18 protein-coding genes are annotated in these 20,282 nt (G+C 68.4%); 8 read left to right on the top strand and 10 right to left on the bottom strand.

Annotated features, from left to right (window positions below; all coding sequences use genetic code 11):
• Positions 1–12 precede the first annotated feature (12 nt).
• The 5 genes from HNP44_RS20370 to HNP44_RS20350 form a co-directional block, all read right to left on the bottom strand.
• Positions 13–2,034 (bottom strand): hypothetical protein, encoded by a 2,022-nt coding sequence (locus tag HNP44_RS20370; RefSeq protein WP_259144668.1) that lies wholly within the window; start codon positions 2,032–2,034, stop codon positions 13–15.
• A 243-nt stretch (positions 2,035–2,277) separates the two neighbouring features.
• The gene (locus tag HNP44_RS20365) at positions 2,278–3,111 is read right to left on the bottom strand and encodes a hypothetical protein (RefSeq protein ID WP_259144667.1); all 834 of its coding nucleotides are present in this window, start codon (positions 3,109–3,111) and stop codon (positions 2,278–2,280) included.
• A 61-nt stretch (positions 3,112–3,172) separates the two neighbouring features.
• Positions 3,173–4,165: a hypothetical protein gene (locus tag HNP44_RS20360; protein ID WP_259144666.1), complete on the bottom strand. Its 993-nt coding sequence runs from the start codon at positions 4,163–4,165 to the stop codon at positions 3,173–3,175.
• Positions 4,162–4,425, bottom strand: a complete 264-nt coding sequence (locus HNP44_RS20355; protein WP_259144664.1) for a hypothetical protein — start codon at positions 4,423–4,425, stop codon at positions 4,162–4,164. Before HNP44_RS20355 ends, HNP44_RS20360 begins: the two co-directional genes overlap by 4 nt.
• Before the next feature lie 76 nt (positions 4,426–4,501).
• The gene (locus HNP44_RS20350; RefSeq protein WP_259144662.1) at positions 4,502–5,116 is read right to left on the bottom strand and encodes an MspA family porin; all 615 of its coding nucleotides are present in this window, start codon (positions 5,114–5,116) and stop codon (positions 4,502–4,504) included.
• A 683-nt stretch (positions 5,117–5,799) separates the two neighbouring features.
• On the opposite strand from HNP44_RS20350, the gene HNP44_RS20345 reads away from it, so the two are divergent.
• Positions 5,800–7,110: a hypothetical protein gene (locus HNP44_RS20345; RefSeq protein ID WP_259256930.1), complete on the top strand. Its 1,311-nt coding sequence runs from the start codon at positions 5,800–5,802 to the stop codon at positions 7,108–7,110.
• A gap of 537 nt (positions 7,111–7,647) precedes the next feature.
• Here HNP44_RS20345 and HNP44_RS20340 read toward each other — a convergent pair.
• Both HNP44_RS20340 and HNP44_RS20335 read right to left on the bottom strand, forming a co-directional pair.
• On the bottom strand, positions 7,648–7,992 hold the full coding sequence (locus HNP44_RS20340; protein WP_224647437.1) for a hypothetical protein: 345 nt from the start codon (positions 7,990–7,992) through the stop codon (positions 7,648–7,650).
• Positions 7,993–8,075: 83 nt separating this feature from the next.
• Positions 8,076–8,462 carry a recombinase RecA gene (locus HNP44_RS20335; protein ID WP_259144659.1) on the bottom strand — a complete coding sequence of 129 codons (387 nt, stop codon included), beginning with the start codon at positions 8,460–8,462 and terminating at the stop codon, positions 8,076–8,078.
• Positions 8,463–8,741: 279 nt separating this feature from the next.
• Between HNP44_RS20335 and infC the strand changes: the two genes are divergently transcribed.
• From infC to HNP44_RS20310, 5 genes are read left to right on the top strand one after another with little or no spacing between them, the layout of a single operon-like run.
• Positions 8,742–9,380, top strand: a complete 639-nt coding sequence (gene infC, locus HNP44_RS20330) for a translation initiation factor IF-3 (protein ID WP_259144657.1) — start codon at positions 8,742–8,744, stop codon at positions 9,378–9,380.
• 45 nt (positions 9,381–9,425) lie between these two features.
• Entirely contained in the window at positions 9,426–9,620 is a 195-nt protein-coding gene (gene rpmI / locus HNP44_RS20325; RefSeq protein ID WP_224647442.1) for a 50S ribosomal protein L35, read from the top strand.
• Between the two features lie 49 nt (positions 9,621–9,669).
• Positions 9,670–10,050, top strand: a complete 381-nt coding sequence (gene rplT, locus HNP44_RS20320; protein WP_224647444.1) for a 50S ribosomal protein L20 — start codon at positions 9,670–9,672, stop codon at positions 10,048–10,050.
• Position 10,051: 1 nt separating this feature from the next.
• Positions 10,052–10,849: a TrmH family RNA methyltransferase gene (locus HNP44_RS20315; RefSeq protein WP_259144654.1), complete on the top strand. Its 798-nt coding sequence runs from the start codon at positions 10,052–10,054 to the stop codon at positions 10,847–10,849.
• A gap of 56 nt (positions 10,850–10,905) precedes the next feature.
• On the top strand, positions 10,906–12,261 hold the full coding sequence (locus HNP44_RS20310; protein WP_259144653.1) for an acyltransferase family protein: 1,356 nt from the start codon (positions 10,906–10,908) through the stop codon (positions 12,259–12,261).
• Here the strand turns inward: HNP44_RS20310 and HNP44_RS20305 are convergent.
• Together HNP44_RS20305 and HNP44_RS20300 are read right to left on the bottom strand one after the other, a co-directional pair.
• The gene (locus HNP44_RS20305) at positions 12,192–13,679 is read right to left on the bottom strand and encodes a nucleobase:cation symporter-2 family protein (RefSeq protein ID WP_259144652.1); all 1,488 of its coding nucleotides are present in this window, start codon (positions 13,677–13,679) and stop codon (positions 12,192–12,194) included. The genes HNP44_RS20310 and HNP44_RS20305 overlap by 70 nt on opposite strands.
• 61 nt (positions 13,680–13,740) lie before the next feature.
• Positions 13,741–14,343 (bottom strand): nucleoside deaminase, encoded by a 603-nt coding sequence (locus HNP44_RS20300; protein WP_259144651.1) that lies wholly within the window; start codon positions 14,341–14,343, stop codon positions 13,741–13,743.
• Between the two features lie 341 nt (positions 14,344–14,684).
• On the opposite strand from HNP44_RS20300, the gene pheS reads away from it, so the two are divergent.
• Positions 14,685–15,740 carry a phenylalanine--tRNA ligase subunit alpha gene (gene pheS / locus HNP44_RS20295; protein ID WP_224647463.1) on the top strand — a complete coding sequence of 352 codons (1,056 nt, stop codon included), beginning with the start codon at positions 14,685–14,687 and terminating at the stop codon, positions 15,738–15,740.
• A gap of 46 nt (positions 15,741–15,786) precedes the next feature.
• Complete coding sequence (gene pheT / locus HNP44_RS20290) at positions 15,787–18,255, top strand: phenylalanine--tRNA ligase subunit beta (protein WP_259144650.1); 2,469 nt, start codon at positions 15,787–15,789, stop codon at positions 18,253–18,255.
• 70 nt (positions 18,256–18,325) lie between these two features.
• Here pheT and HNP44_RS20285 read toward each other — a convergent pair whose 3' ends face one another.
• Positions 18,326–20,158: a flavin-containing monooxygenase gene (locus HNP44_RS20285; RefSeq protein WP_259144649.1), complete on the bottom strand. Its 1,833-nt coding sequence runs from the start codon at positions 20,156–20,158 to the stop codon at positions 18,326–18,328.
• Positions 20,159–20,282: the final 124 nt, after the last annotated feature.

The raw sequence follows: 20,282 nt of genomic DNA, 5'->3' as shown, positions 1-20,282 counted from the left end.
CTTCCACAGGGTTTAGACCTTCGCCACGTTCGCCGGGATGCAGATCGCTCGGACATCCGGGGCCACCCCGCCGGGGCGGCCGATATCAGCCCAGTGCTGCTGCACTAATCCCTGGTAAACGCTGTTGATCGCCTGGTAGTCGTGCCATGCCTGATCGAGCTCTGGCGTGGTCACCATGCCCTTGGAGTTCTGTAGGGCCGTCCACAGAGCGTCGATGGCTTTGTCGCGGGCCTGGCTGACCGCTGCCGGCGGCTCCCATCCGTCCTTGAAGAAGTCCGACGCGTGCAGCTTGTGATCCGGCCCGAACGGCGGCGAGTCGAAGACACCCTGCGCCTCACCTTGATGCTCACCAGGGGTCGCCTTCGACGGTTTCGGCAGCAACTCGCTTCCGTCTGTCCCTGAGGTTGTCAGCACCGGCGGCCGCTCACCGTTGATCACTGCATCAAGGAACTTCTGCAGTGCGTCAGGCGGCAGGTCCATGATCTTCTTGATCTCTTCTTCCGAGTAGCCCATGTCCCGTAGGAGCGAAAGGAGGGCGTCACGGTCGTTAAGAAGTTCCTTCACGATCCGCTTTCGAATCGCACTATCTGCGATCTTGACCCGACGAATGGCTTCCGCCATGAGTTCCGGGTCCAGATCGCTACCGTCCGCGTTTTTCCAGAGCGGCTTAGGCTTATCAACATTGTCGGTGTTTGGATCTTTGGGGACAGGCCAAGTGTTCTCCGGCATGTCGGCGATTTGTCTCTGAATATCTTTTGGAAGGTACTCGAATCCCGGGTAGGCCGCCAGAGTGCGCACCGGAACTAGATGGTCCGGATGGATCTCTTCATTTCCAGTTATTGGTGCGTGATTCGGATCCCACGGGTTGGGTTGCCCAATTCGCTTCTTCCATTCTGCTATCGCGCGTTCGCGGGCTGCATCGCGGTATTTAGATCCTGGGCGGATGTTCTTGTATGCCTGGCGCTGACCTGCAGTGAGTTTGTCGCGGAAGTACTTGAAGGGGTCGGGGTTGGGGAGTCCGTCGCCGGTGGTTGGGGTTCCGGTGACGGGTTTATCGACGACGCGGCCGGGGATTACGCGGGTGGAGGTCCGCAAGTAGGCGGTTTGGGTGTCGGCGACGGCCTTTCCGGGGCGCAGGGTGCTGCTTCCGGTGCGGAGGCGGCGGCCGGCGGTGAGGGCGGTTGACTCGTTGACGAGGTAGGCCCACATCGGCGGGTCATCGTCTTCGTCGCGGTCGTCGTCGTTATCTGTGGTGTAGGGCCTGTGGGGTGCACTGGACTCGGCGGGTGATCGCGTCGTGGTGCGTGAGGTGGACGAATCCGCCTCGATCCGGGGCCGGCGGGGGGTGGTCGTGGCGGGCGTGGGGCGTCCGGGTGCGGTCGTGCGGACCTCGGGCTGCTGTCCGGTAGGGCGAGCGGGGGCTGTTCCCTGTGCCGGCTGATCAGGTTCGTTGCCCGGAACGGTGGGTGCTTGCTGGCCGGGGGTGCCGAACTGCGGGGTCTGGGCCTGGATGTTGCCGCCGTCGTTGCTGCCTCCCTGTGCGGGAGAGGTGGCGATGCCATTGTCTTGCTGGCCGCCCTGCTGCGGGCCTTGTTGGCCGGGTGCGGTGGTCTGCTGCTGGGTGGGGGGTGTGAAAGTCAGCTGTGGTCCTGGCCCGGGTGGGCAGGTCGCATCGCCCGGGCAGGTAGCCCAGCTGCTGCCGGCGCCGACGAATGCCCCGGCGAAGGAGGTGGCGGCGACGATTGCGAGGACCGCTGCAGCGGCGCGGATCTGCTCGGGGGCAGGGGCGGATCGGCCGGCCTCCCGAAGTCGTGTCAGACCGGAGAAGAAGACCTTGCCCACGAACACCATCACGAGCCAGAACCCGAGAAAGACCAGCGGGACCGGCCGCAGTTGCGGCGCGATGATGGAGAACAGAACGCCGGCGACGATCCCGATGATGCCGAGCGCTGTCAGCAGGACCCCGGACAGCAGGACTATCGAGCGGGGCTTCTCACCCGCACTGGACGGTCTCGTAACCTCAGCAGCACTCACGATCACAGAACCCCTTCACACGGACGAACGCAAACAACAGACGTGGGCGCGCTGAGAAGTGAGTGCGCCTGATGGCTGCAGTTCACCGGATTGAAGGGGAACGTCAACCGCTTGAACCGCGTAGCGCGGACCAAGCTGCAGATCAGGACGTAGAAATCGAGTTTTATAGACCACGGTCCCTATAAATTTATAGGGCTTCACCACCCCGCTATAAACGGGCAATTAAGGCATGGGGGTGTCGGGCTAGCGGCGGTACCTGTCCTGCCAGAACGGGTCGTTGGGCCAGTCCACGGCGGGGTTGCGGGGCCGCAGGGGCGGCGGGTAGATGGCCTGGGAGGCGTCGGTCTCGGGCAGCCCCTCCTGTGAGGAGTAGTCGTTGACGATGTATGCGTCGATCGTCTCGAGCAGGTCGACCGGACGGGGGCCGCCGACGAGGTCGTGGATCCCCGGAACCTCCCAGCCCTGGTAGGTCTGCTGGCCGATGTCGAGGTAGAGCTGATCCTCGCCCGGGGCGGCGACCAGAACGAGCTCGCGCGGGTCGGGCATTGGCTGGAACGCGCACAGGTCCTCAGGGTTATCGAGGTCAAACCGGTGGGACGCAAGAATTACCCCAGCGCTCGGGTCGGTGAGCACGCCTTCGCCGATATCACGGTGCGCCTGGAGAAAGAAGGAACGTAGAGAGGGCGGAAAGAAGCTCCACCATGGCGGAGTTGCTTGAGCATCGAGTGGAACTGCCAGGCGGATGATCACCGGGCCTTCTTGCGTGTCGTCATCTGGGTAGTGATCGAGTGCGACCACGAGGTTCCATCGCGCAGGATGCTCAGGGCCGCCGGGGTAGGAGCGGAGAATCGCTACACCGAGTGTGTGTTCGGACCGTAGCAACGCCTTTGTTTGCGGGAAAATCTCAGTGGGGGCGAGTTCATCCCATTTATTGGCGAGCAACGTGCCCCCGTTGGGGCCGGTGACTTCTGCCCACCATGCGGGGATGGGCTCGGTGCCAGTGAGTTCGGCCGGATTAGCGACCGTCTCGTCGTTGAACTCGCGGATCCACTTGGCGATTACATCGAGGTAGTCCATATTATTCCCCGCTTTCACGGTTGGGGGTGGAGGGTTTCGGTGGAGCTCGAAACGTGTGTGGTTAGTTTAACATTGCTCCGGCGATGGCGGAGATGACGACGGCGAGGGTGATTACGGCGAATACTGTTGCCAGGATGGCCTTGTGGGTGCGCAGTGTTGTTTGGGCGTGTTCTTGTGAACGGTTCCAGAATTCGGTGGCGGGGGCGGGGATCTGTTCGGGTGTTGCGGGTCCGAACCAGCGCGAGGCGTTGTCGCTTCCCGATGGTGGGAGAGCGGTCAGTGGGCTGAGGGTGTGGAGGGCTTTGGCGGTCGTGGTGAGGCGTCGGTGGCGGTAGAGCTGGCTTGCGGGCCTGCCGGCTTGCTCCCACCGGACGGCGTCGTCGAGGAGCGCTGATCGGGTTGCGAGCGCGGTTCGGTGTGTGGTGATCCAGTCGACGAGCGGTGCCCATTCGGTGAGCAGCTCCGAGTATGCCCAGCCCCACCGTTTCGTGGCGGAGTGTTGGGTGAGGATGTAGGCGGCGGCGAGCGTGTCGAAGGTGGCGGCGAGCTGCGGCGGGTGCTGAGGGCGGTAGATCAGCGTGGCGGAGGCGACTGCGTTGATGTCGACAGCGGTCAGCTGCGCGGCTAGATGCGCGAGGGCGGTTTGATCCAGGTCGGCTCTGGTGATGACCTGATCGGCTGCGTCGAGGGCTCCTAGGACGGCTTGCCGGTGTGGGTCCGTGGCGTTCGCGCGCTCGAAGTGGGTTTCCCAGGTCCGTAGCGGCCACAATGCTGTTGGCGCGTTCGCTGTCGCGGCTGTTCGGCGCTGGGCGCGGTCGATGAGCCATGTCAGCACCGGCTCGATGGTGCTGAACTGGGCGGGCAGATGCCGGCCGGTGCGCCAATGTGAGAGTGCGCCGACCGTGATTTTCCCGCCGACTGCGTTGGCCGTCGCCGCGAGCGTGGGGCTGCCCGCGGCGACGAACAGATCCTTGAATCGTGTCGCGAATTCCTCCGCCGCTCCACTGGGTGACGAAGCGAGCGTTGACCGATTGGACTCGGGCGAGGTCGTCATGCGTCGTCATCCCGCAATGCGCCCCAGAGGGCTTGTCCGCCGGCGACGGCGAGCTGGCTCGCGAGGAGCATGACCAGGGTGAATCCGAGGAAGACCCACGGCACACCGATCGTCTGCCCCCAGGACGGCAGCGCGGTGACGCTCGCGGCGCAACCACACAGCAGGATAGCGCCGATGAACAGTCCGACCATCCTCCAGGCGAACGTTTTCCGCTCAGAGCGATGGTGCCGAGCGGCGGCATCGTCGGTGCTGACACTCATCGGTGCAGCTTCTGGATCTATCAGTGCGCTCACTCTTTCCCTGATCTAGTGGTACTCACGACCCCGGTTCTAGGTTCTAGGGACGCACGAGGAAGACGGGCTTACCGAAGGTGGTGACGGTGTCGTCGGTACGGTCAGTGGAAATCGCGACGGTGGCGTAGGAGCGTACTTGGACGCCGCCGATGCAGTTGTCTACGGCGATCCGCACGTCGCGGGTCATGGTCTGCACGTTCGGGCCGGTGACAGCCTTCTTGGCGAAGGGGATATCTTTGGTGGTACCGGGCTTGATGACACCGGAGATGCTGCCGGTCTCCGTGACGGTGTCTGAGACGGTGCCGGAGAGGCTGCCGGTTCCGGTGCCGGAGACGCTGCCGCCGCCTTGCCCGCCGCTCGAGCCTCCCTGTCCCTGGCCGGTGACGGTGCCTGACGCGGTCACCGTGGGGGTGACGGAAGCGGTAGTGGCGTTCGACAGGGAGCCGCCGATGGTGGCGCTGTCGGCGGTGACCGCGCAGCCGACGTGGACGCCCGTGGTCAAGGTGACGCTCTTGAGCTTGGCTGCGGGTTTGACTTTCGGGTCGGCTTGCACGATGGTGACCTGTCCGCCGACGTTCGAGAAGCCTTCGAAACTCTGGGGGGAGCGGTTCAAAGGCGGTACGCTGTCAAGCTTTTCGCCGTACTTGCTCACCGTCACTCTCCACCCGTCCCGAGTGGTCAGCACGCGCGAGGTGTCCGCGAAGTCGCCGGTGCGGATATCGCCCGGTTGCGGCACTGACTGCCGCACCGGGACGGGCGGGCCGGCCACGGGGTTCGCGGGCTTCGGCGGGCCGGGCTTCACATTGACAGGCGCGACTGGCGCGGCCACCGGTGCGGCGACGGGCTTCGGTGCTGGCGCGGGCGTCCTGGGCGGGGTCGCTGTCGCAGGCTTGGCTTGCGGGCGCACCGCAACGCCTGGACGAGCCTGCGCGGGTGCACTCGGTGCCGGATCCAGGACTGTCACCAAACGCTCGCCACCTGGAGCGGCGGGACCTGCAGGGGCAGCGAGAGCTGCTGGAATCCCCGCCGTGAGCAGCGCAGCGCTCACAGCGCCGACAGTTACCAGCTTCCTGACCTTCACCACTAGCCCTCACTCGATACAACATCACGAACACCGACAGCCCCAATAGCACCATGCGCCTCGTTAGTCACGCAACAGATGGTGGCGTGTCATCCTCTACGTGTTGGCGCTCGTGCGGTGAATTATGTTGCTGTGCAACGATCTCAACGGTTCATAACAAGTTGGTTACGGGATTGATCGTTCCGGGAGTGCCGTCTCCCGTTCGGGATGCTGATCTGTGATGCTGAATCGTTGTGACTGGATCGAAAGCGACCGTTGCTGTGACGGATCTGAGGGTCCGCGCGCTCGCCCGCCGTGGCCGCAGAATGCTCACCACCCGCGCCGCCGCAGCTGAAGGGGTGAGCTCGCTCGCCCTCTCGCGGGCAGGTGCTCGAGGCACCGTCTATCCGACTGGATACCGCGGCGTCTTTTCGGTGTTCCCGCCAGAGCTGCTCTCTGCCCGTGATCGGCTGCAGGCGGCGTGGATCGCGATCGACCTCACCGCACCCCCATGGGAACGTGCACACCAGCGGGCGAATATCGTTAGCCACCACACCGCGCTCGACCTCCATGCCCACCGGCCGCCCGCCGAGCCCTTCGAGTTCGCCCTCGGCTCGATCACCAGACTGATCAACCGACCCGGCATCATCGCCCATCGACAACCGATCGACGCAGACGAAGTGGTCATCGTCGACGGTCTGCCAGCGCAGACCGTGGCTGCTGCGATTGTCGATCTCATGCGCAGCTACCGGCCGCACCCCGAGCAAGCCTTGCCACGTCTGCTGGCCGAGACCATCGCCGCCGGCGCCGATTGGACAGACGTGCCCGAGCAACTCGGCTATATGCTCGGCAACCCCTGGTCCAAACACGACCCCCGACAGGTCCTCGCAGACCTCTTCATTCGTTCCGGAGCCAACCCCGCCCTGGCCTCGGCGGCGATCCTGGGCGTCGACTGGCATCAGGTTGGGTTCTGGCGCATCCAGATCAGCAGGGACGACAATCGCACCGCCATCACCGACCACTTCATCGACGCCCTCACCCACGTATGCCGCGCAATAGCCGACCCAGACAAGGTGGCCGGCGCCCTGGCGGCCGACCGCTACCTCAACCGGTTCGCCGACATCACCCGCGACCGCGTCGCGCTCTTCGACGGCACCCGCCAAGAACGGATCCGCCTGCAACTCTCCACGCCCGTTGCCGGATCCGCGCGACACCTGCGGCGCAGCGCGGCTAAAGGGGGGGCGACGCACTGGCAGATACCGCAATCGACGAGGCACGCAGGATCGTCCTCGACATCGCCTAAGGGCACCACGGCATCGTCACCACCGCCGAAGCCGCCCGCCGCGGCGTCAACCACCAGCCCTTCCCCGACTTCGTCGCCGAAGGGCTCATCCGCCGCACCAACAACCGCGGCGTCTACACCACCCACCCCCGCCCGCTCACCGGCCTCGCCCGCCTGCGCGCCGCCTGGTACGCCGCCGACACCCGCACCCCCATGGACCAACGCCCCACCAACTGCCGCGAAGTCATCACCGGCGTCACCGCCCAAGTCCTCCACGCCGGACAAATCCCTGCGCCGCCGTATCACCTAGCACTCGGCTCCAAAAACCGCCACATCAAACGCGCCGACGTCATCGCCCACCGCACCCGCTCACTCACGCCCGACGACATCGTCGAAATCCACGGCATGCCCGTCACCACCCCCGCTGCCACCACCGAACTTGCCTGCGGGAACCATGCCACCCGAAGACTTCAACAGATTCGTGCAACAGCGGATCTGATCAGGCGAGATGTCGGCGTGGGCAGCCGCGCGGTTTCGTGCCCGGGTGGGACTCGCTGGACTTCTCGGTGACCAAGCGGGCAGATCAGCAGCGGGCAGAATCCTGTGGCCGCCCGCTGATGCGGCCTGTCTGAATAGTGCAAACTCGAATAACGTTCATGCGCCAGTGTCGGCGGCCGTCGCCAGCGCCTAGCGCGAACACGGCCGAACGGGCCCTCAGTCGCGGGGATGCGACTGAGGGCCCGTTCGCGTCCTCGGGTGGCGTCGCGAAAGCCGAACGGACCCCCAGCCGCGGGGGAAGCGGCTGCGGGCCCGTTCGTCGGCCGTGGAGGGTTGTTCGGTTATCGACTCAGCGGTGCGGGTAGCAGCGGCCGGGCTCCCACCGGCCGGGAACCCACCGGCCCTGCTCGTACCAGCCGTTGTGCCACCGCGGCTGGACCCAATAGCCCGGGTGCCAGCCCCAGCGATCCACCCAGCCCGGCCGCCAGTAGCCGCGCTCCCACCAACCCGGGTGCCAACGGCCCTGGGTCCAGTAGCCGCCCACCCAGCGTCCCGGTTCGCACCATCCGTGCCCGGGGTGCGATACCGCGGGGGTCGGAGCGGCGGCCGCCGTCGTGGCGGCCACCGTCCCCAGGGGTGCCATTACTCCTGCAGCGACCAATACGCCGGCCGCAAGCGCTCTCATCCTTGTCATGCCGTGACGGTACGCCTCGTGTGACCTGGAACACTAGACCTATTTACACAGGTCAGGGTGTTTTTGGGGGATAACCCTGAGGGTTAGCTGTATACCGGTCCCGTGTACTTCTCGCCCGGACCGCGGCCCGGTTCGTCGGGGTAACTACTGTATTCACGGAAGGCGAGCTGCAGCGACTTGAGGCCGTCACGGTACGGACCCGCGTGGGGCCCGAGGTACTCGACCGACGCAGTGGTCAGTCCAGCGAGGGCGGTGATGAGCCGACGGGCCTCGTCGAGGTCGAAGTGCGGGCTCTCGCGCGGATCGAACGCCGTCGTCGCGTCGCCGTCCGCGCCCGTCAGGCCGAGCTTCTCCGCCGCGGCGCTCATCAGTAGCATCCAGGCGCTGGAGATGACCTCGATCGACGGCGAGTCCGCGACCAGGCGTTCCAGGGTGTCGGGCTCGGGGGACGAATTCGGATTCTCACTCACGACTGCTACACTGTCATGTGCGACCGCTCCGGCTATGTCCGGGGCAGCAAGTGGAGTCCACTCCCACCACGCCGACTTCCGGTCGGCTGGTCCGGTCGCCGCCGCGGAATCCGTGAGGAATTTCCGCTGCGGTCTCCTCGTTGGAGGAGGGGTCGATCGTCGGCGTACGCCGTCGGGGCCCGAATCGGTCGGTGTGGGCCCCGTCAGGCGAATAGCCTGGTCGGGGCCTTTTCGCTGTGGGACTTGGGTGGGCCTCGTCGGCTGCGCGGCGGTCAACGAGTGAAGACCGCTCGCAACGAGACACGAGCACCTATTCAAGGAGGCCCCATCAGCACTGAGACACGCACCAACGGTCAGATCCGCGTTCCCGAGGTCCGACTCGTCGGCCCCGGCGGCGAGCAGGTCGGGATCGTGCGAGTTGAGGATGCGCTCAAGCTGGCGTACGAGGCGGATCTCGACCTGGTCGAGGTGGCGCCGAACGCCCGCCCGCCCGTGTGCAAGATCATGGATTACGGCAAGTTCAAGTACGAGGCCGCGCAGAAGTTGCGCGAGTCGCGGAAGAACCAGCAGCTGACCGTGATCAAGGAGCAGAAGCTCCGCCCGAAGATCGACGACCACGACTATGAGACCAAGAAGGGTCACGTCGTCCGCTTCCTGGAGCAGGGCTCCAAGGTCAAGGTCACGATCATGTTCCGCGGCCGCGAGCAGTCGCGTCCGGAACTGGGTTTCCGCCTCCTGCAGCGCCTCGGCGCCGACGTCGCCGAGCACGGCTTCGTCGAGACGTCCGCGAAGCAGGACGGCCGCAACATGACCATGGTTCTCGCCCCGCACAAGGGCGCGAAGACTCGCGCCAAGGCGCAGCAGGACAAGGAAGCCCCGGTCGCGCGCCCCGCCGCGCCCGAGGCTCCGGCCGAGTAGCGAGTTCCTCGCGCCCGGCCTGAACACAACGATAGAGAGACGAACATGCCGAAGAACAAGACCCACAGCGGTACCTCGAAGCGCTTCAAGATCTCGGGCAGCGGCAAGGTGCTGCGCCAGAAGGCCGGCCGTCGCCACCTCCTGGAGCACAAGAGCTCGCGCGTGACCCGTCGCCTCGACGGTGTGGCCGAGGTCGCGCCCGCCGACGTGCGGCGCATCAAGAAGCTGCTCGGCAAGTAAGCCGCTCCCGGTACCCGCTAGAACTTTTCACACGTAAGGACGAAGACTTATGGCACGCGTCAAGCGCGCAGTAAACGCTCAGAAGAAGCGTCGTTCCATCCTCGAGGCGTCGAAGGGCTACCGCGGCCAGCGGTCGCGCCTGTACCGCAAGGCCAAGGAGCAGCAGCTCCACTCGCTCACTTACGCGTACCGCGACCGCCGTGCGCGCAAGGGCGACTTCCGCAAGCTGTGGATCACCCGCATCAACGCCGCAGCGCGGGCCAACGACCTCACCTACAACCGCCTGATCCAGGGTCTGAGCCTGGCCGGCGTCGAGGTGGACCGCAAGAACCTCGCCGAGATCGCCGTCTCCGATCCGGCCGCCTTCACCGCGCTCGTCGAGGTCGCCCGCAAGGCGCTCCCCGCCGACGTGAACGCGCCCGTCGCGTAACTTGACGCAGCACTCGCAACGACCCGCGGACCAGCTCTTCACGGAGCGGACCCCGCGGGTCGTTGCCGCTTCCAAGCTCCTCCGCGCCGCCGGCCGCCGCAAGGCGGGCCTGTTCCTCGCGGAGGGCTCGAACGCCGTCACTTCCGCGTTCGAGGCCGGGCTCGTCGACGAACTCTTCGTCAGCGAGGAGGGTGCCGCGCGCTACCCCGAGCTGCTCACGGGTCGCGAGGCATACGTGACCGAGCGCGCCATGCGCGGGCTTTCGGACACCGTCACTCCGCCCGGCATCGTCGCCGTCTGCCGGGCTCTGCCCGAGGCCCGCGTGCCCGACGGTGCGCGGCTGGTCGCCGCCCCCGTCGACGTCGCCGAGCCCGGCAACGCCGGCACCGTCATCCGCGTTGCCGATGCGGTCGGCGCCGACGCCGTGCTGCTCGCCGGCGACGCCGTCGACCCGATGAACGGCAAGGTCGTGCGCGCCTCCGCCGGATCCGTCTTCCACCTGCCCGTCGTGCAGGAGCGCGATGCCGCTGCGGCGATCGCGCAGCTCAAGAACTCCGGGCTGACGGTGCTGGCCACCGCCGCCGACGGCGGGGTCTCGCTCGACGACGCCGACGAGTTGCTCGCCGGCCCCACGGCCTGGCTGTTCGGCAACGAGGCCCACGGTCTGCCGCGCGCGCTCCAGGATCTCGCCGACCACCGCATCGCCATCCCGATCCGTGGCCGCGCCGAATCGCTCAACCTCGCCACCGCCGCGTCGATCTGCCTGTACGCGAGCTCGCGCGTGCAGAATCGGGGATAGGTCCTCACCGGTTCCGGGTAGGACTACTCATCCTTGACGGCGCCCGCACCGGAAGCATGGTGACCATGAGATTCCTGCCCGCCCGCTCCGTCGTCCTCGACGGCACCCCGAACGCCCGCGACCGCGCGATCGACGTCGCCCGCCTCGCCAGCCTGCTGGTCGTCATGGTCGGCCACTGCGTGCTCCTGCTCGCCACCATCACCCCGTCGGGTGTGTGGGTGGGCAACACCCTCGGCGCGCAGCCCTCGCTGCAACCGATCACGTGGGTGCTGCAGGTCATGCCCCTGTTCTTCCTCGCCGGCGCGGCCTCGTCCGCCTACGGACTGACGCCGGGGACCGCGTGGGGCGGGTGGCTACTGGGCCGGGCGCAGCGGCTCGCGCGCCCGGTGTTCTGGTACCTGGCGTTCTGGTCGCTCGCACTGGCCGCGACGCGGGCGCTGCTGGGGGAGCCGAGCGCCGTGCGGCTCGGCGGAGAGTCCGTCGCGCTGCTGTGGTTCATCGGCGTGTACCTGCTGGTCCTCGCGTTCGTGCCCGCGCTGATGCGGTGCGGAGCCGCCGCGCTCGCCGGGATCGTCGTGACCTTGCTAGCCGCGACCGCACTGTTCGACGGTGCGCGCCTCGGCACGGGATCGATCGAGTGGGGCTTCCCGAACTTCCTCGTCGTGTGGCTGATCCCCGTGGTCATCGGCGTGGCCTACGCCCGCCGGCTGATCCCGGCCCGGTTCGCGCTGGTCGTCGCAGCGGTCGCGTTCGTCGCGGCTCTGGCAGCGGTCGCGTTCGGCCCGTACGACGTTCCGCTCGTCGTGACCGGCGCCGAGACCTTCTCGAACACCACCCCGCCGACGTTCCTGCTCGGCCTCCACTGCGTGTGGGTGAGCCTGTTGTTCGTCGCGGCGGCGCCCGCGATCGGCCGTTGGGCCCGGAGCCCCTGGGTTTGGTACCCGGTGGCGGTGGGCAACGGCGGCGCGATGACGCTCTACCTCTGGCACATCCCCGCGATCGCCGTCGCCGCCTTCGCGCTGCACGCGGTGGGCATCGACGCGGTCGACCCGGACCAGGCCGGCTTCTGGGGCCTGATGGCGCTGCGGGCCGTGGTCTTCGCGGTGGTGATGTTCGTGCTGTTCGTCCTTCTGTCGCCGCTGGAGCACCGTCGTCTGCCCTGGTGGGACGCCCGAGTGACGGCCCGCGGCGTGCGCGGCGCCTGCGCCGGCGTGCTCGTGTGCGTCGCCGGAGTGGCGGTTCTGCTCATGGCGAAGGAGGGCCTCGGTTCGTCGACGGGGTGGTCCGCCCTCGTGGTATTCGTGGGGATGCTCGGCACGGCGAGGGCGGTCGCCGGTGCGGCTCAGGCGGACGTGTGCGTACCGTGTGCTTCCGTGCCCGACGGTGCCACGGCGGCACCGTCGGTCTCCTGAGCGGCGTGTTCGACCTTGTCGGGAACGCCGATCGCGGGGCCGGCCGCCACGATCGACGGCTGTGCGGGCGCACCCGGGAGGAGGACGTTGAACAGAAGGTTGAGCAGCACCGCCACGATCGCCGCCGCGCTGATGCCCGAATGGAATATGACCACGAACCAGGCGGGGAACGCGTGCCAGAAGTCGGTCGAGACCACGGGGATGAGCCCGAAGGCGAGCGCTGCCGCGACGATGAGCAGGTTGTTGTTGCCCTGGTAGTCGACCTTCGCGAGGGTGCGGATCCCGCTGGCCGCGACGGTGCCGAACAAGACGATCCCAGCGCCCCCGAGGACGGGCCCGGGGATCACGCTGAACGCGGCGGCCGCCATCGGTGACAGCCCGAGGAGCAGGAGGATCGCGCCGCCGGCGGCCACGGCGAACCGGCTCTTGATCCCGGTGAGCGCGACCAGCCCGACGTTCTGCGCGAACGCGGTGGCGGGGAACGAGTTGAACACCGGCGCCAGCAACGAGGACGCCATGTCGGCCCGCAGCCCGTCCGCGACCCGCCGCGAGTCGACCTTCGTGCCCACGACCTCACCGACCGCCAGGATGTCCGCGGTGGTCTCGACCATCGTCACCAGGATGACCACGGTGAGCGAGACGATCGCGCCGATCTCGAACATCGGCCCGCCGAAGGCAAAGGGGTGGGGGAGGGAGAACACCGACGCGGATCCCACGGCGCCCACGTCGGCGTGTCCGACGATCAGGGCGACGACGGTGCCGACCGCCAGCCCCAGCAGCACCGACAGCCGGGAGAGCACACGCACCTTGCTGAGCAGGACGACGGCGAGGAAGGTGAACATCGCGAGGCCGATGCTCGGGAGCGCCGCGAAATCCGGATTGGCGACCTTCTGCCCGTCGACGGTGATCGTCGGCTGCCCGGTGATCCACCCCGCCGCGACCGGCATGAGCGACAGGCCGATCACCGTGATGATCGACCCGGTCACGACGGGTGGGAAGAAGCGGATCACCCGCGCGAAGAACGGCGTGATGGCCAGGCCGATCGCCGCGGCGACGAGCAACGATCCGAAGACGACGCGCAGCCCGTTTTCGGGGTCGCCGGCGAGGATCGTGAGGATCGTCGAGACGGTCGCGAAACTGGTGCCCTGCACCAGAGGTAACCGGCTGCCGAAGAACGGCACGGCGAGCGTCTGCAGCATCGTCGCCAGGCCGCTGACGAACAGGCCGCTCGCGACGAGGAGCGCCTTCTGCGCGGTGTCCAAGCCGGCGGCGCCGCCCACGATCAGCGGGACGGCGATGACACCGCCGAACATCGCGAGGATGTGCTGCACCCCGTAGCCGAGAGTCTTTCCGACGCCCAGGTACTCGTCCTCCGGTCGCGTGAGCGGCGTGCCGCCGTCCGTCGTCGTGATAGCCATGGCCCGACGGTAGGCAGCCCGATCCGTCGATCGATTGCCTCGATGTGACGGCGGTGTTGCATCACGCCAGGGCAATGTTGCCCGATGCGGAACCGTCCGCGTTCTTGCTCGCCTGGTACGTCCGGGACAGCTCGTCGTAGGCCGCGATCAGGCGTTCCAGGAGACCGGGGCACTCCTCCTGCGCGAGCGGCATGAGGTCGGTCGCGCGGAAGAACGCGTTGCTCCGGTTGTACAGGTCGCGCCCCGGCGCCGGCGCCGAGCGGTCCGGGTCGGGCACCGCGTAGACCTCGGTGAGGATCCGGATGTCGTGCGGGATCGCGAAGGACCTCTCGGAGTCGCTGTGGCTGAACAGGTAGGACAAGTTGTCGAAGCCGGACCAGGCGATACCCGACAGGCACAGCGAGCACGGTTCGTGCGTGGCGAGGAAGACGCAGTCGGCGGGCGCAGGTCGGTCGCCGCGCTCGTAGAACTTCTTGATCGCGTGGATCTCGCCGTGCCAGAGCGGGTTCGACGTCTCGTCGTTGGTCGCCGCGATCACGGTGGTCAGGTCGCTCTTGCGGAGGATCGCTGCACCGAACAGCTTGTTCCCCGCCGCGACGCCGGCGCGGGTCAGCGGCACGATCTCGTCGGCGATCACGGTCAGCAGGCGGTTCACGTCCGTCATGCGTTCATCACACCGCATGAGTGTTCCGGGCGCGCGACAACCGCCGGCAGAGTTGCAGTGTGATCCCCCGGTGTGTGACGGCGCGTGGCTGCGATCGCGCTCGCCCTGCCCCGCGTCGTGGAGGTTGCGGCTCGGGAAGATCACCCGCGATGAGCTGGCCGAGGTCATCGGGGACGCGTGGTGTGCCTGTGCCCCGACGACCGTGGTCAGGGCGGGGCTCACGGAACGTGACGGCTGACCGCGTGTTGGGCGCGTACCAGCGGTAATGCGATTCCGTCCGCGGAATCCCGTCGACTAGTCTGGTCGGGTACCGTCCCACCCTCACCGAGGAGCCCAGAGCAGTGTCGGAAGACCAGATCGCCCCCGTCGACGACCTCAGCGAAGCCGCGCTCGACGCGTTCGCAGCGGAGGCCGCGCAGGCGTTCGACGCCGCGGCCGACCTGGAGGCTCTGAACACCGCCCGGCTGGCGCACCTCGGGGAGAAGTCGCCGCTCGCGCTGAGCAAGCGCGCCCTCGGCTCCATCCCCAAGGAGGAGCGCAAGGACGCGGGCAAGCGGGTCAACGTCGCGCAGGGCCGTGCGCGCGCCGCCTACGAGCAGCGCAAGGCCGTCCTCGACGCCGAGCGCGACGCCGCGGTGCTCGTCTCCGAGTCGATCGACGTGACGCTGCCGTCGGCGCGTGCGCCGCAGGGCGCCCGCCACCCCGTCAGCATCATCGCCGACGAGGTGGCCGACTTCTTCGTGGGCATCGGCTGGGAGATCGCCGAGGGCCCCGAGGTCGAGACCGAGCACTTCAACTTCGACGCGCTCAACTTCCTGCCGGACCACCCGGCCCGCTCGATGCAGGACACTTTCTACGTCGCGCCCGAGGGCTCGCGGCAGGTGCTGCGCACCCACACCTCGCCGGTGCAGGTGCGCTCGATGCTCACGCGCGACGTGCCGATCTACGTGGCCTGCCCCGGCCGCACCTTCCGTACCGACGAGCTGGACGCCACCCACACCCCGGTGTTCAGCCAGGTCGAGGGCCTCGCGGTCGACAAGGGCCTGACGATGGCGCACCTGCGCGGCACCCTCGAGGCCTTCGCCAAGGCGATGTTCGGCCCCGAGACCACCACCCGCATGCGGCCGAACTACTTCCCCTTCACGGAGCCGTCGGCCGAGGTCGACGTGTGGTTCCCGAACAAGAAGGGCGGCGCCGGCTGGATCGAGTGGGGCGGCTGCGGCATGGTCAACCCGAACGTGCTGCGCGCCTGCGGCATCGACCCCGAGGAGTACTCGGGCTTCGCGTTCGGCATGGGCCTCGAGCGCACCCTCCAGTTCCGCACCGGCCTCTCGGACATGCGCGACATCGTCGAGGGCGACGTCCGCTTCACCCTGCCCTTCGGCGTCCGCGGCTAGCGCCGCTCACCGCTTCCACAGCCACACCAGGAGAAGGACTTCCACCGTGCGCGTTGCACAGTCATGGCTCACCGAGATCCTCCGCCGCGACACCCCGGACTGGGGCGTCACCGCCGACGAGCTGGACGCGGGGTTCGTTCGCGTCGGCTTCGAGGTCGAGGAGCTCGACTCGCTCGACACCGTGACCGGCCCGCTGAAGATCGGCCGCGTCGTGGCGATCGAGGAGCTCACCAACTTCCGCAAGCCGATCCGGTTCTGCCAGGTCGACGTCGGCGAGGCCGAGCCGCGCGACATCGTCTGCGGCGCCCGCAACTTCGCCGAGGGCGATCTCATCGTCGCGGCGCTGCCCGGCGCCGTGCTGCCCGGCGGCTTCGCGATCGCCACGCGCCAGACGTACGACCACACCTCCGACGGCATGATCTGCTCGGTCTCCGAGCTCGGCCTCGGCACCGACCACTCGGGCATCCTCGTGCTGCCCGCGGGGACCGCGGCGCCCGGCGACGACGCCAAGCAGGTGCTCGGCATGGACGACACCGTCATCGAGCTCAACGTGACGCCCGACCGCGGCTACGCCTTCTCGGTGCGCGGCCTGGCCCGCGAGCTGGCGTGCGGCTACGACCTGCCCTTCACCGACATCACCACCCCGTCGGAGAAGGCCGGGCGCGGCGCCGGCGGCGTGGACGTCACCGTAGAGCCCGAGTCGGGCTGCACCCGCTTCACCGCGCTGCGCGTCGAGGGCATCGACCCGAAGGCCGTCAGCCCGTGGTGGCTGCAGCGCCGCCTGCTGACCTCCGGCGTGCGCCCGATCAGCGCCGCGGTGGACGTGACCAACTACCTCATGCTGCTCAGCGGCCAGCCGCTGCACGCCTTCGACGCCGACAAGGTGCGCGGCGGCCTCGTCGTGCGCGCGTCCCGCCTCGGCGAGACCCTCGAGACCCTCGACCACGTCGAGCGGAAGCTCGATCCCGAGGACGCGGTCATCGTCGACGACTCCGGGCCCGTCTCGCTCGCGGGCGTCATGGGCGGCGCCACCACCGAGGTGGGCGACGACACCGTCAACGTGATCCTCGAGGGCGCCATCTGGAACCCCGTCAAGGTGTTCCGCACCGGCAAGCGACACAAGCTCAGCTCGGACGCCGCCAAGCGCTATGAGCGCACCGTCGATCCCGCGATCTCCGTGTGGACGGTCCGCGAGGCGGCCCGCCTGCTCACCGAGATCGCGGGCGGCACCGTCGTGGGCGAACTCACCGACCTCGGCGGCTACGCCGATCGCCCGCAGGTGACCATCGCCGCGGACCGTCCGGACCGCGTCGCGGGCATCACCTACGCACCGGGCACGACGGTGCGCCGCCTCACCCAGATCGGCTGTGAGGTCGAGGGGGAGGGCAGCCTGACGGTGACCCCGCCGACGTGGCGGCCGGACCTGAACATGGTCGCGGACCTGGTCGAGGAGGTGCTGCGGCTCGAGGGGCTGGAGCAGATTCCGCCCGTGCTGCCCGCCGCCCCCGGTGGCCGGGGGCTCAGCGCCCGGCAGCGTCGCCGCCGCACCGTGAGCCGCTCGCTCGCGCACACCGGCCACGTCGAGGTCCTCACCAGCCCGTTCCTGCCCGCCGGAGTCTTCGACACCTGGGGCCTGGAGGCGGACGACCCGCGCCGGAATACCACGAAGGTGCTCAACCCGCTCGAGTCGGATCGGCCGTCGCTCGCCACCACGTTGCTGCCCGGCCTGCTGGAGATCCTGGCGCGCAACGTCTCCCGCGGACAGCGCGACCTCGCGCTGTACACGATCGCCCAGGTGGTGCTGCCGTCGGAGAAGACGGTCGCCGTCGACCCGATTCCCGTCGACCGTCGCCCGACCGCCGAGCAGGTCGCCGAGCTCGACGCGTCGCTGCCGAGCCAGCCCGAGCACATCGCGCTCGTCTTCACTGGCCAGCGCGTCCTTGCTGGGCCGGCCGGGCCGGGTCGGGCCGCCGACGCGGCGGACGCCTTCGAGGCGGTCCGCGAGATCGGCCGCGCGAGCAACGTGGAGCTGACCCTGCGGTCCGCGCAGTTCGCGCCGTTCCATCCCGGACGCTGTGCCGAGGTCCTCGTCGGCGAGACGGTCGTCGGGCACGCGGGCGAGCTGCACCCCGCGGTGCTGGAGCGCGCGGGCCTGCCGGAGCGCACCACCGCCGTCGAGCTCGACCTCGACGCGATCCCGCTCGTAGAGAACCTGCCCGCGCCCGTCATCTCGCCGTTCCCGGCGGTGCTGCAGGACGTCGCCGTGGTCGTCGACGCCGCCGTCCCCGCCGAGGCCGTCCGGGCCGCCCTGGCCGACGGTGCCGGGGAACTCCTCGAGGCCATCTCACTGTTCGACGTGTTCACGGGCGCGCAGGTGGGCGAGGGGCGCAAGTCGATGGCCTTCTCGCTGCGCTTCCGCGCGGGCGACCGCACGCTGACCGAGGACGAGGCCTCGACGGCGCGCGACGCCGCGGTGGCGAAGGCGTCGGAGCTCGTGGGCGCTGTCCTGCGCTGATCCCGACCCGGACATGGAACCGGCCCCGTCGACCTGGTAGCAGGTCGACGGGGCCGGAGTCGGTGTGGGCCTAGCTGGTGTGGTGCACCTCGGCCAGCCGGTAGACGGGGGTGTCGAGGCCCTCGTAGCGGGCCTTGAGCTGCAGTGCCAGGTACAGCGAGTAGTGCCGCGACTGGTGCAGGTTGCCGCCCATCATCCACAGTCCGGGCACCTGCGTGGGCTTCCACATGTTGCGCTGCTCGCCCTCCCAGGGGCCGGGGTCCTTGGTGGTCGCGGAGCCGAGACCCCAGCACTTGCCCAGCGTGTCCGCGGTCTCCTGGCCCATCAGGTCGGCGGCCCAGCCGTTCATCGAGCCGTAGCCCGTGGCGTACACCACCAGGTCGGCGGGCAGCATCGTGCCGTCCTTGAGCACGACGGAGTCCTCCGTCAGGTGGTCCACGCCGCCCTTGGCCAGCTTGATCGAGCCGTCGATGATGAGTCCGGCGGCGCCGACGTCGATGTAGTAGCCCGAGCCGCGGCGCAGGTACTTCATGAACAGGCCCGAGTCGTCGTCGCCGAAGTCGAGCTCGTAGCCCGCGTCCTCGAGGCTCCGGTAGAAGTCGGCGTCGATCTCGCGGACCTTGTCGTAGATCGGCTTCTGGAACTCGTTCATGATCCTGTAGGGCAGCGAGGCGAAGATCATGTCGGCCTTGTCGGTGGTCACGCCGTTGGCCAGGGCGCGCTCGCTGTACAGGTCGCCGAGGCCGTGCTCCATGAGCGACTCGGACTTGATGATGTGGGTGGAGCTGCGCTGCACCATGGTCACCTCGGCGCCGGCCTCGATGAGCGCCTTGCTGATGTCGAGCGCCGAGTTGTTGGCGCCGATCACCACGACCTTCTTGCCCGCGTAGGCGTCCGGGCCCGGGTGCTTCGAGGAGTGGTGCTGCTCGCCCTGGAAGACGTCCATCCCCTCGAACGACGGGATGTTCGGCTTGCCGGACATGCCCGTCGCCAGCACCAGTTGCTTGGGGTGCAGGGTCAGGCGCTCGCCGTCCTTGTTCACCTCGACGGTCCACTCGCCCTTCGCCTCGTCGTACGACGCGGACAGCGCCTCGGTGCGCGACCAGTACGGCACTTCCATGACGCGGGTGTACATCTCCAGCCAGTCGCCGATCTTGTCCTTCGGCGCGAACACCGGCCAGTTGGCGGGGAAGGGCAGGTAGGGCAGGTGGTCGTACCAGACGGGGTCGTGCAGGCACAGCGACTTGTACCGGCCGCGCCACTGGTCGCCGGGGCGGTCGTACTTGTCGACGACGAGCGCCGGCACGCCGAGCTGCCGCAGGCGGGCGCCGAGGGCGATGCCGCCCTGGCCGCCGCCGATGACGAGGGTGTCGGGCTGGATCGAGCGGCCCAGCTCGGCCTCCTCCTGCTCGCGCCGCTCGGCCCAGGTCGGGGCCTCGACGTGAGCGCCGTGCACCGCGCCCATCGGGCGGCGGGTGCCGAAGGACTCCTCGTGGCCCTTCAGTTCGCGCAGCGTGGTGAGCAGCGTCCAGGCGCGGTCGACGCCGTCCTCGTCCTGCCGGATGCGGACGTGGCCCTTGCCGCGGCCGACGCCGGTCTCGAAGCCGATGAACGCCTCGGCCACGTCGTCGCCCGACGCGGGGTCGGTGGTCGCGAAGGCGCTGGGCGCCGTCCCGTCCAGGCGCTCGGTGAGCATCGCCGCGATCTGGTCGCGGCCCTCGCTGGTGTTCAGGTTCCAGGTGAACGAGACCAGGTCGCGCCAGAAGCCGCCGGGCTCGAACAGGTCCGCCGCCGCGGCGACGTCACGGGCGGCGAGCGCCGCCTCGAACTTCGCGAGCCAGGCGTCGACCCGCTCCTGGGGGCCGGTGGCGACGTCCGGTGCCGATTCCGCGATCGCGGTCATGTGATGCTCCTTCACGTTCGGTGTGGTGCTGTGGTGTGAATCACACTCCTGGTGTGACAGGGGTTACAAGGGTTGCGTCCCGTTGCACCGTTCTGGGCGATCGCCCCTGCCGCGACGGGCGGCG

This window comes from Tsukamurella ocularis (assembly GCF_024807615.1).
GTDB classification, from domain to species: domain Bacteria; phylum Actinomycetota; class Actinomycetes; order Mycobacteriales; family Mycobacteriaceae; genus Tsukamurella; species Tsukamurella ocularis.
Note: the sequence above shows the minus strand (reverse complement) of the source record. Positions and strands in the feature narration are given on the sequence as shown.

Excerpts from the sequence above, each read along its gene's own strand:
- HNP44_RS20300 (WP_259144651.1), bottom strand. The coding sequence starts at position 14,343 with ATGACGGACGTGAACCGCCTGCTGACCGTGATCGCCGACGAGATCGTG.
- rplT (WP_224647444.1), top strand. The coding sequence starts at position 9,670 with ATGGCACGCGTCAAGCGCGCAGTAAACGCTCAGAAGAAGCGTCGTTCC.
- HNP44_RS20365 (WP_259144667.1), bottom strand. The coding sequence starts at position 3,111 with ATGGACTACCTCGATGTAATCGCCAAGTGGATCCGCGAGTTCAACGAC.
- rpmI (WP_224647442.1), top strand. The coding sequence starts at position 9,426 with ATGCCGAAGAACAAGACCCACAGCGGTACCTCGAAGCGCTTCAAGATC.
- HNP44_RS20310 (WP_259144653.1), top strand. The coding sequence starts at position 10,906 with ATGGTGACCATGAGATTCCTGCCCGCCCGCTCCGTCGTCCTCGACGGC.
- HNP44_RS20305 (WP_259144652.1), bottom strand. The coding sequence starts at position 13,679 with ATGGCTATCACGACGACGGACGGCGGCACGCCGCTCACGCGACCGGAG.
- HNP44_RS20340 (WP_224647437.1), bottom strand. The coding sequence starts at position 7,992 with ATGACAAGGATGAGAGCGCTTGCGGCCGGCGTATTGGTCGCTGCAGGA.
- HNP44_RS20355 (WP_259144664.1), bottom strand. The coding sequence starts at position 4,425 with ATGAGTGTCAGCACCGACGATGCCGCCGCTCGGCACCATCGCTCTGAG.
- HNP44_RS20360 (WP_259144666.1), bottom strand. The coding sequence starts at position 4,165 with ATGACGACCTCGCCCGAGTCCAATCGGTCAACGCTCGCTTCGTCACCC.
- HNP44_RS20285 (WP_259144649.1), bottom strand. The coding sequence starts at position 20,158 with ATGACCGCGATCGCGGAATCGGCACCGGACGTCGCCACCGGCCCCCAG.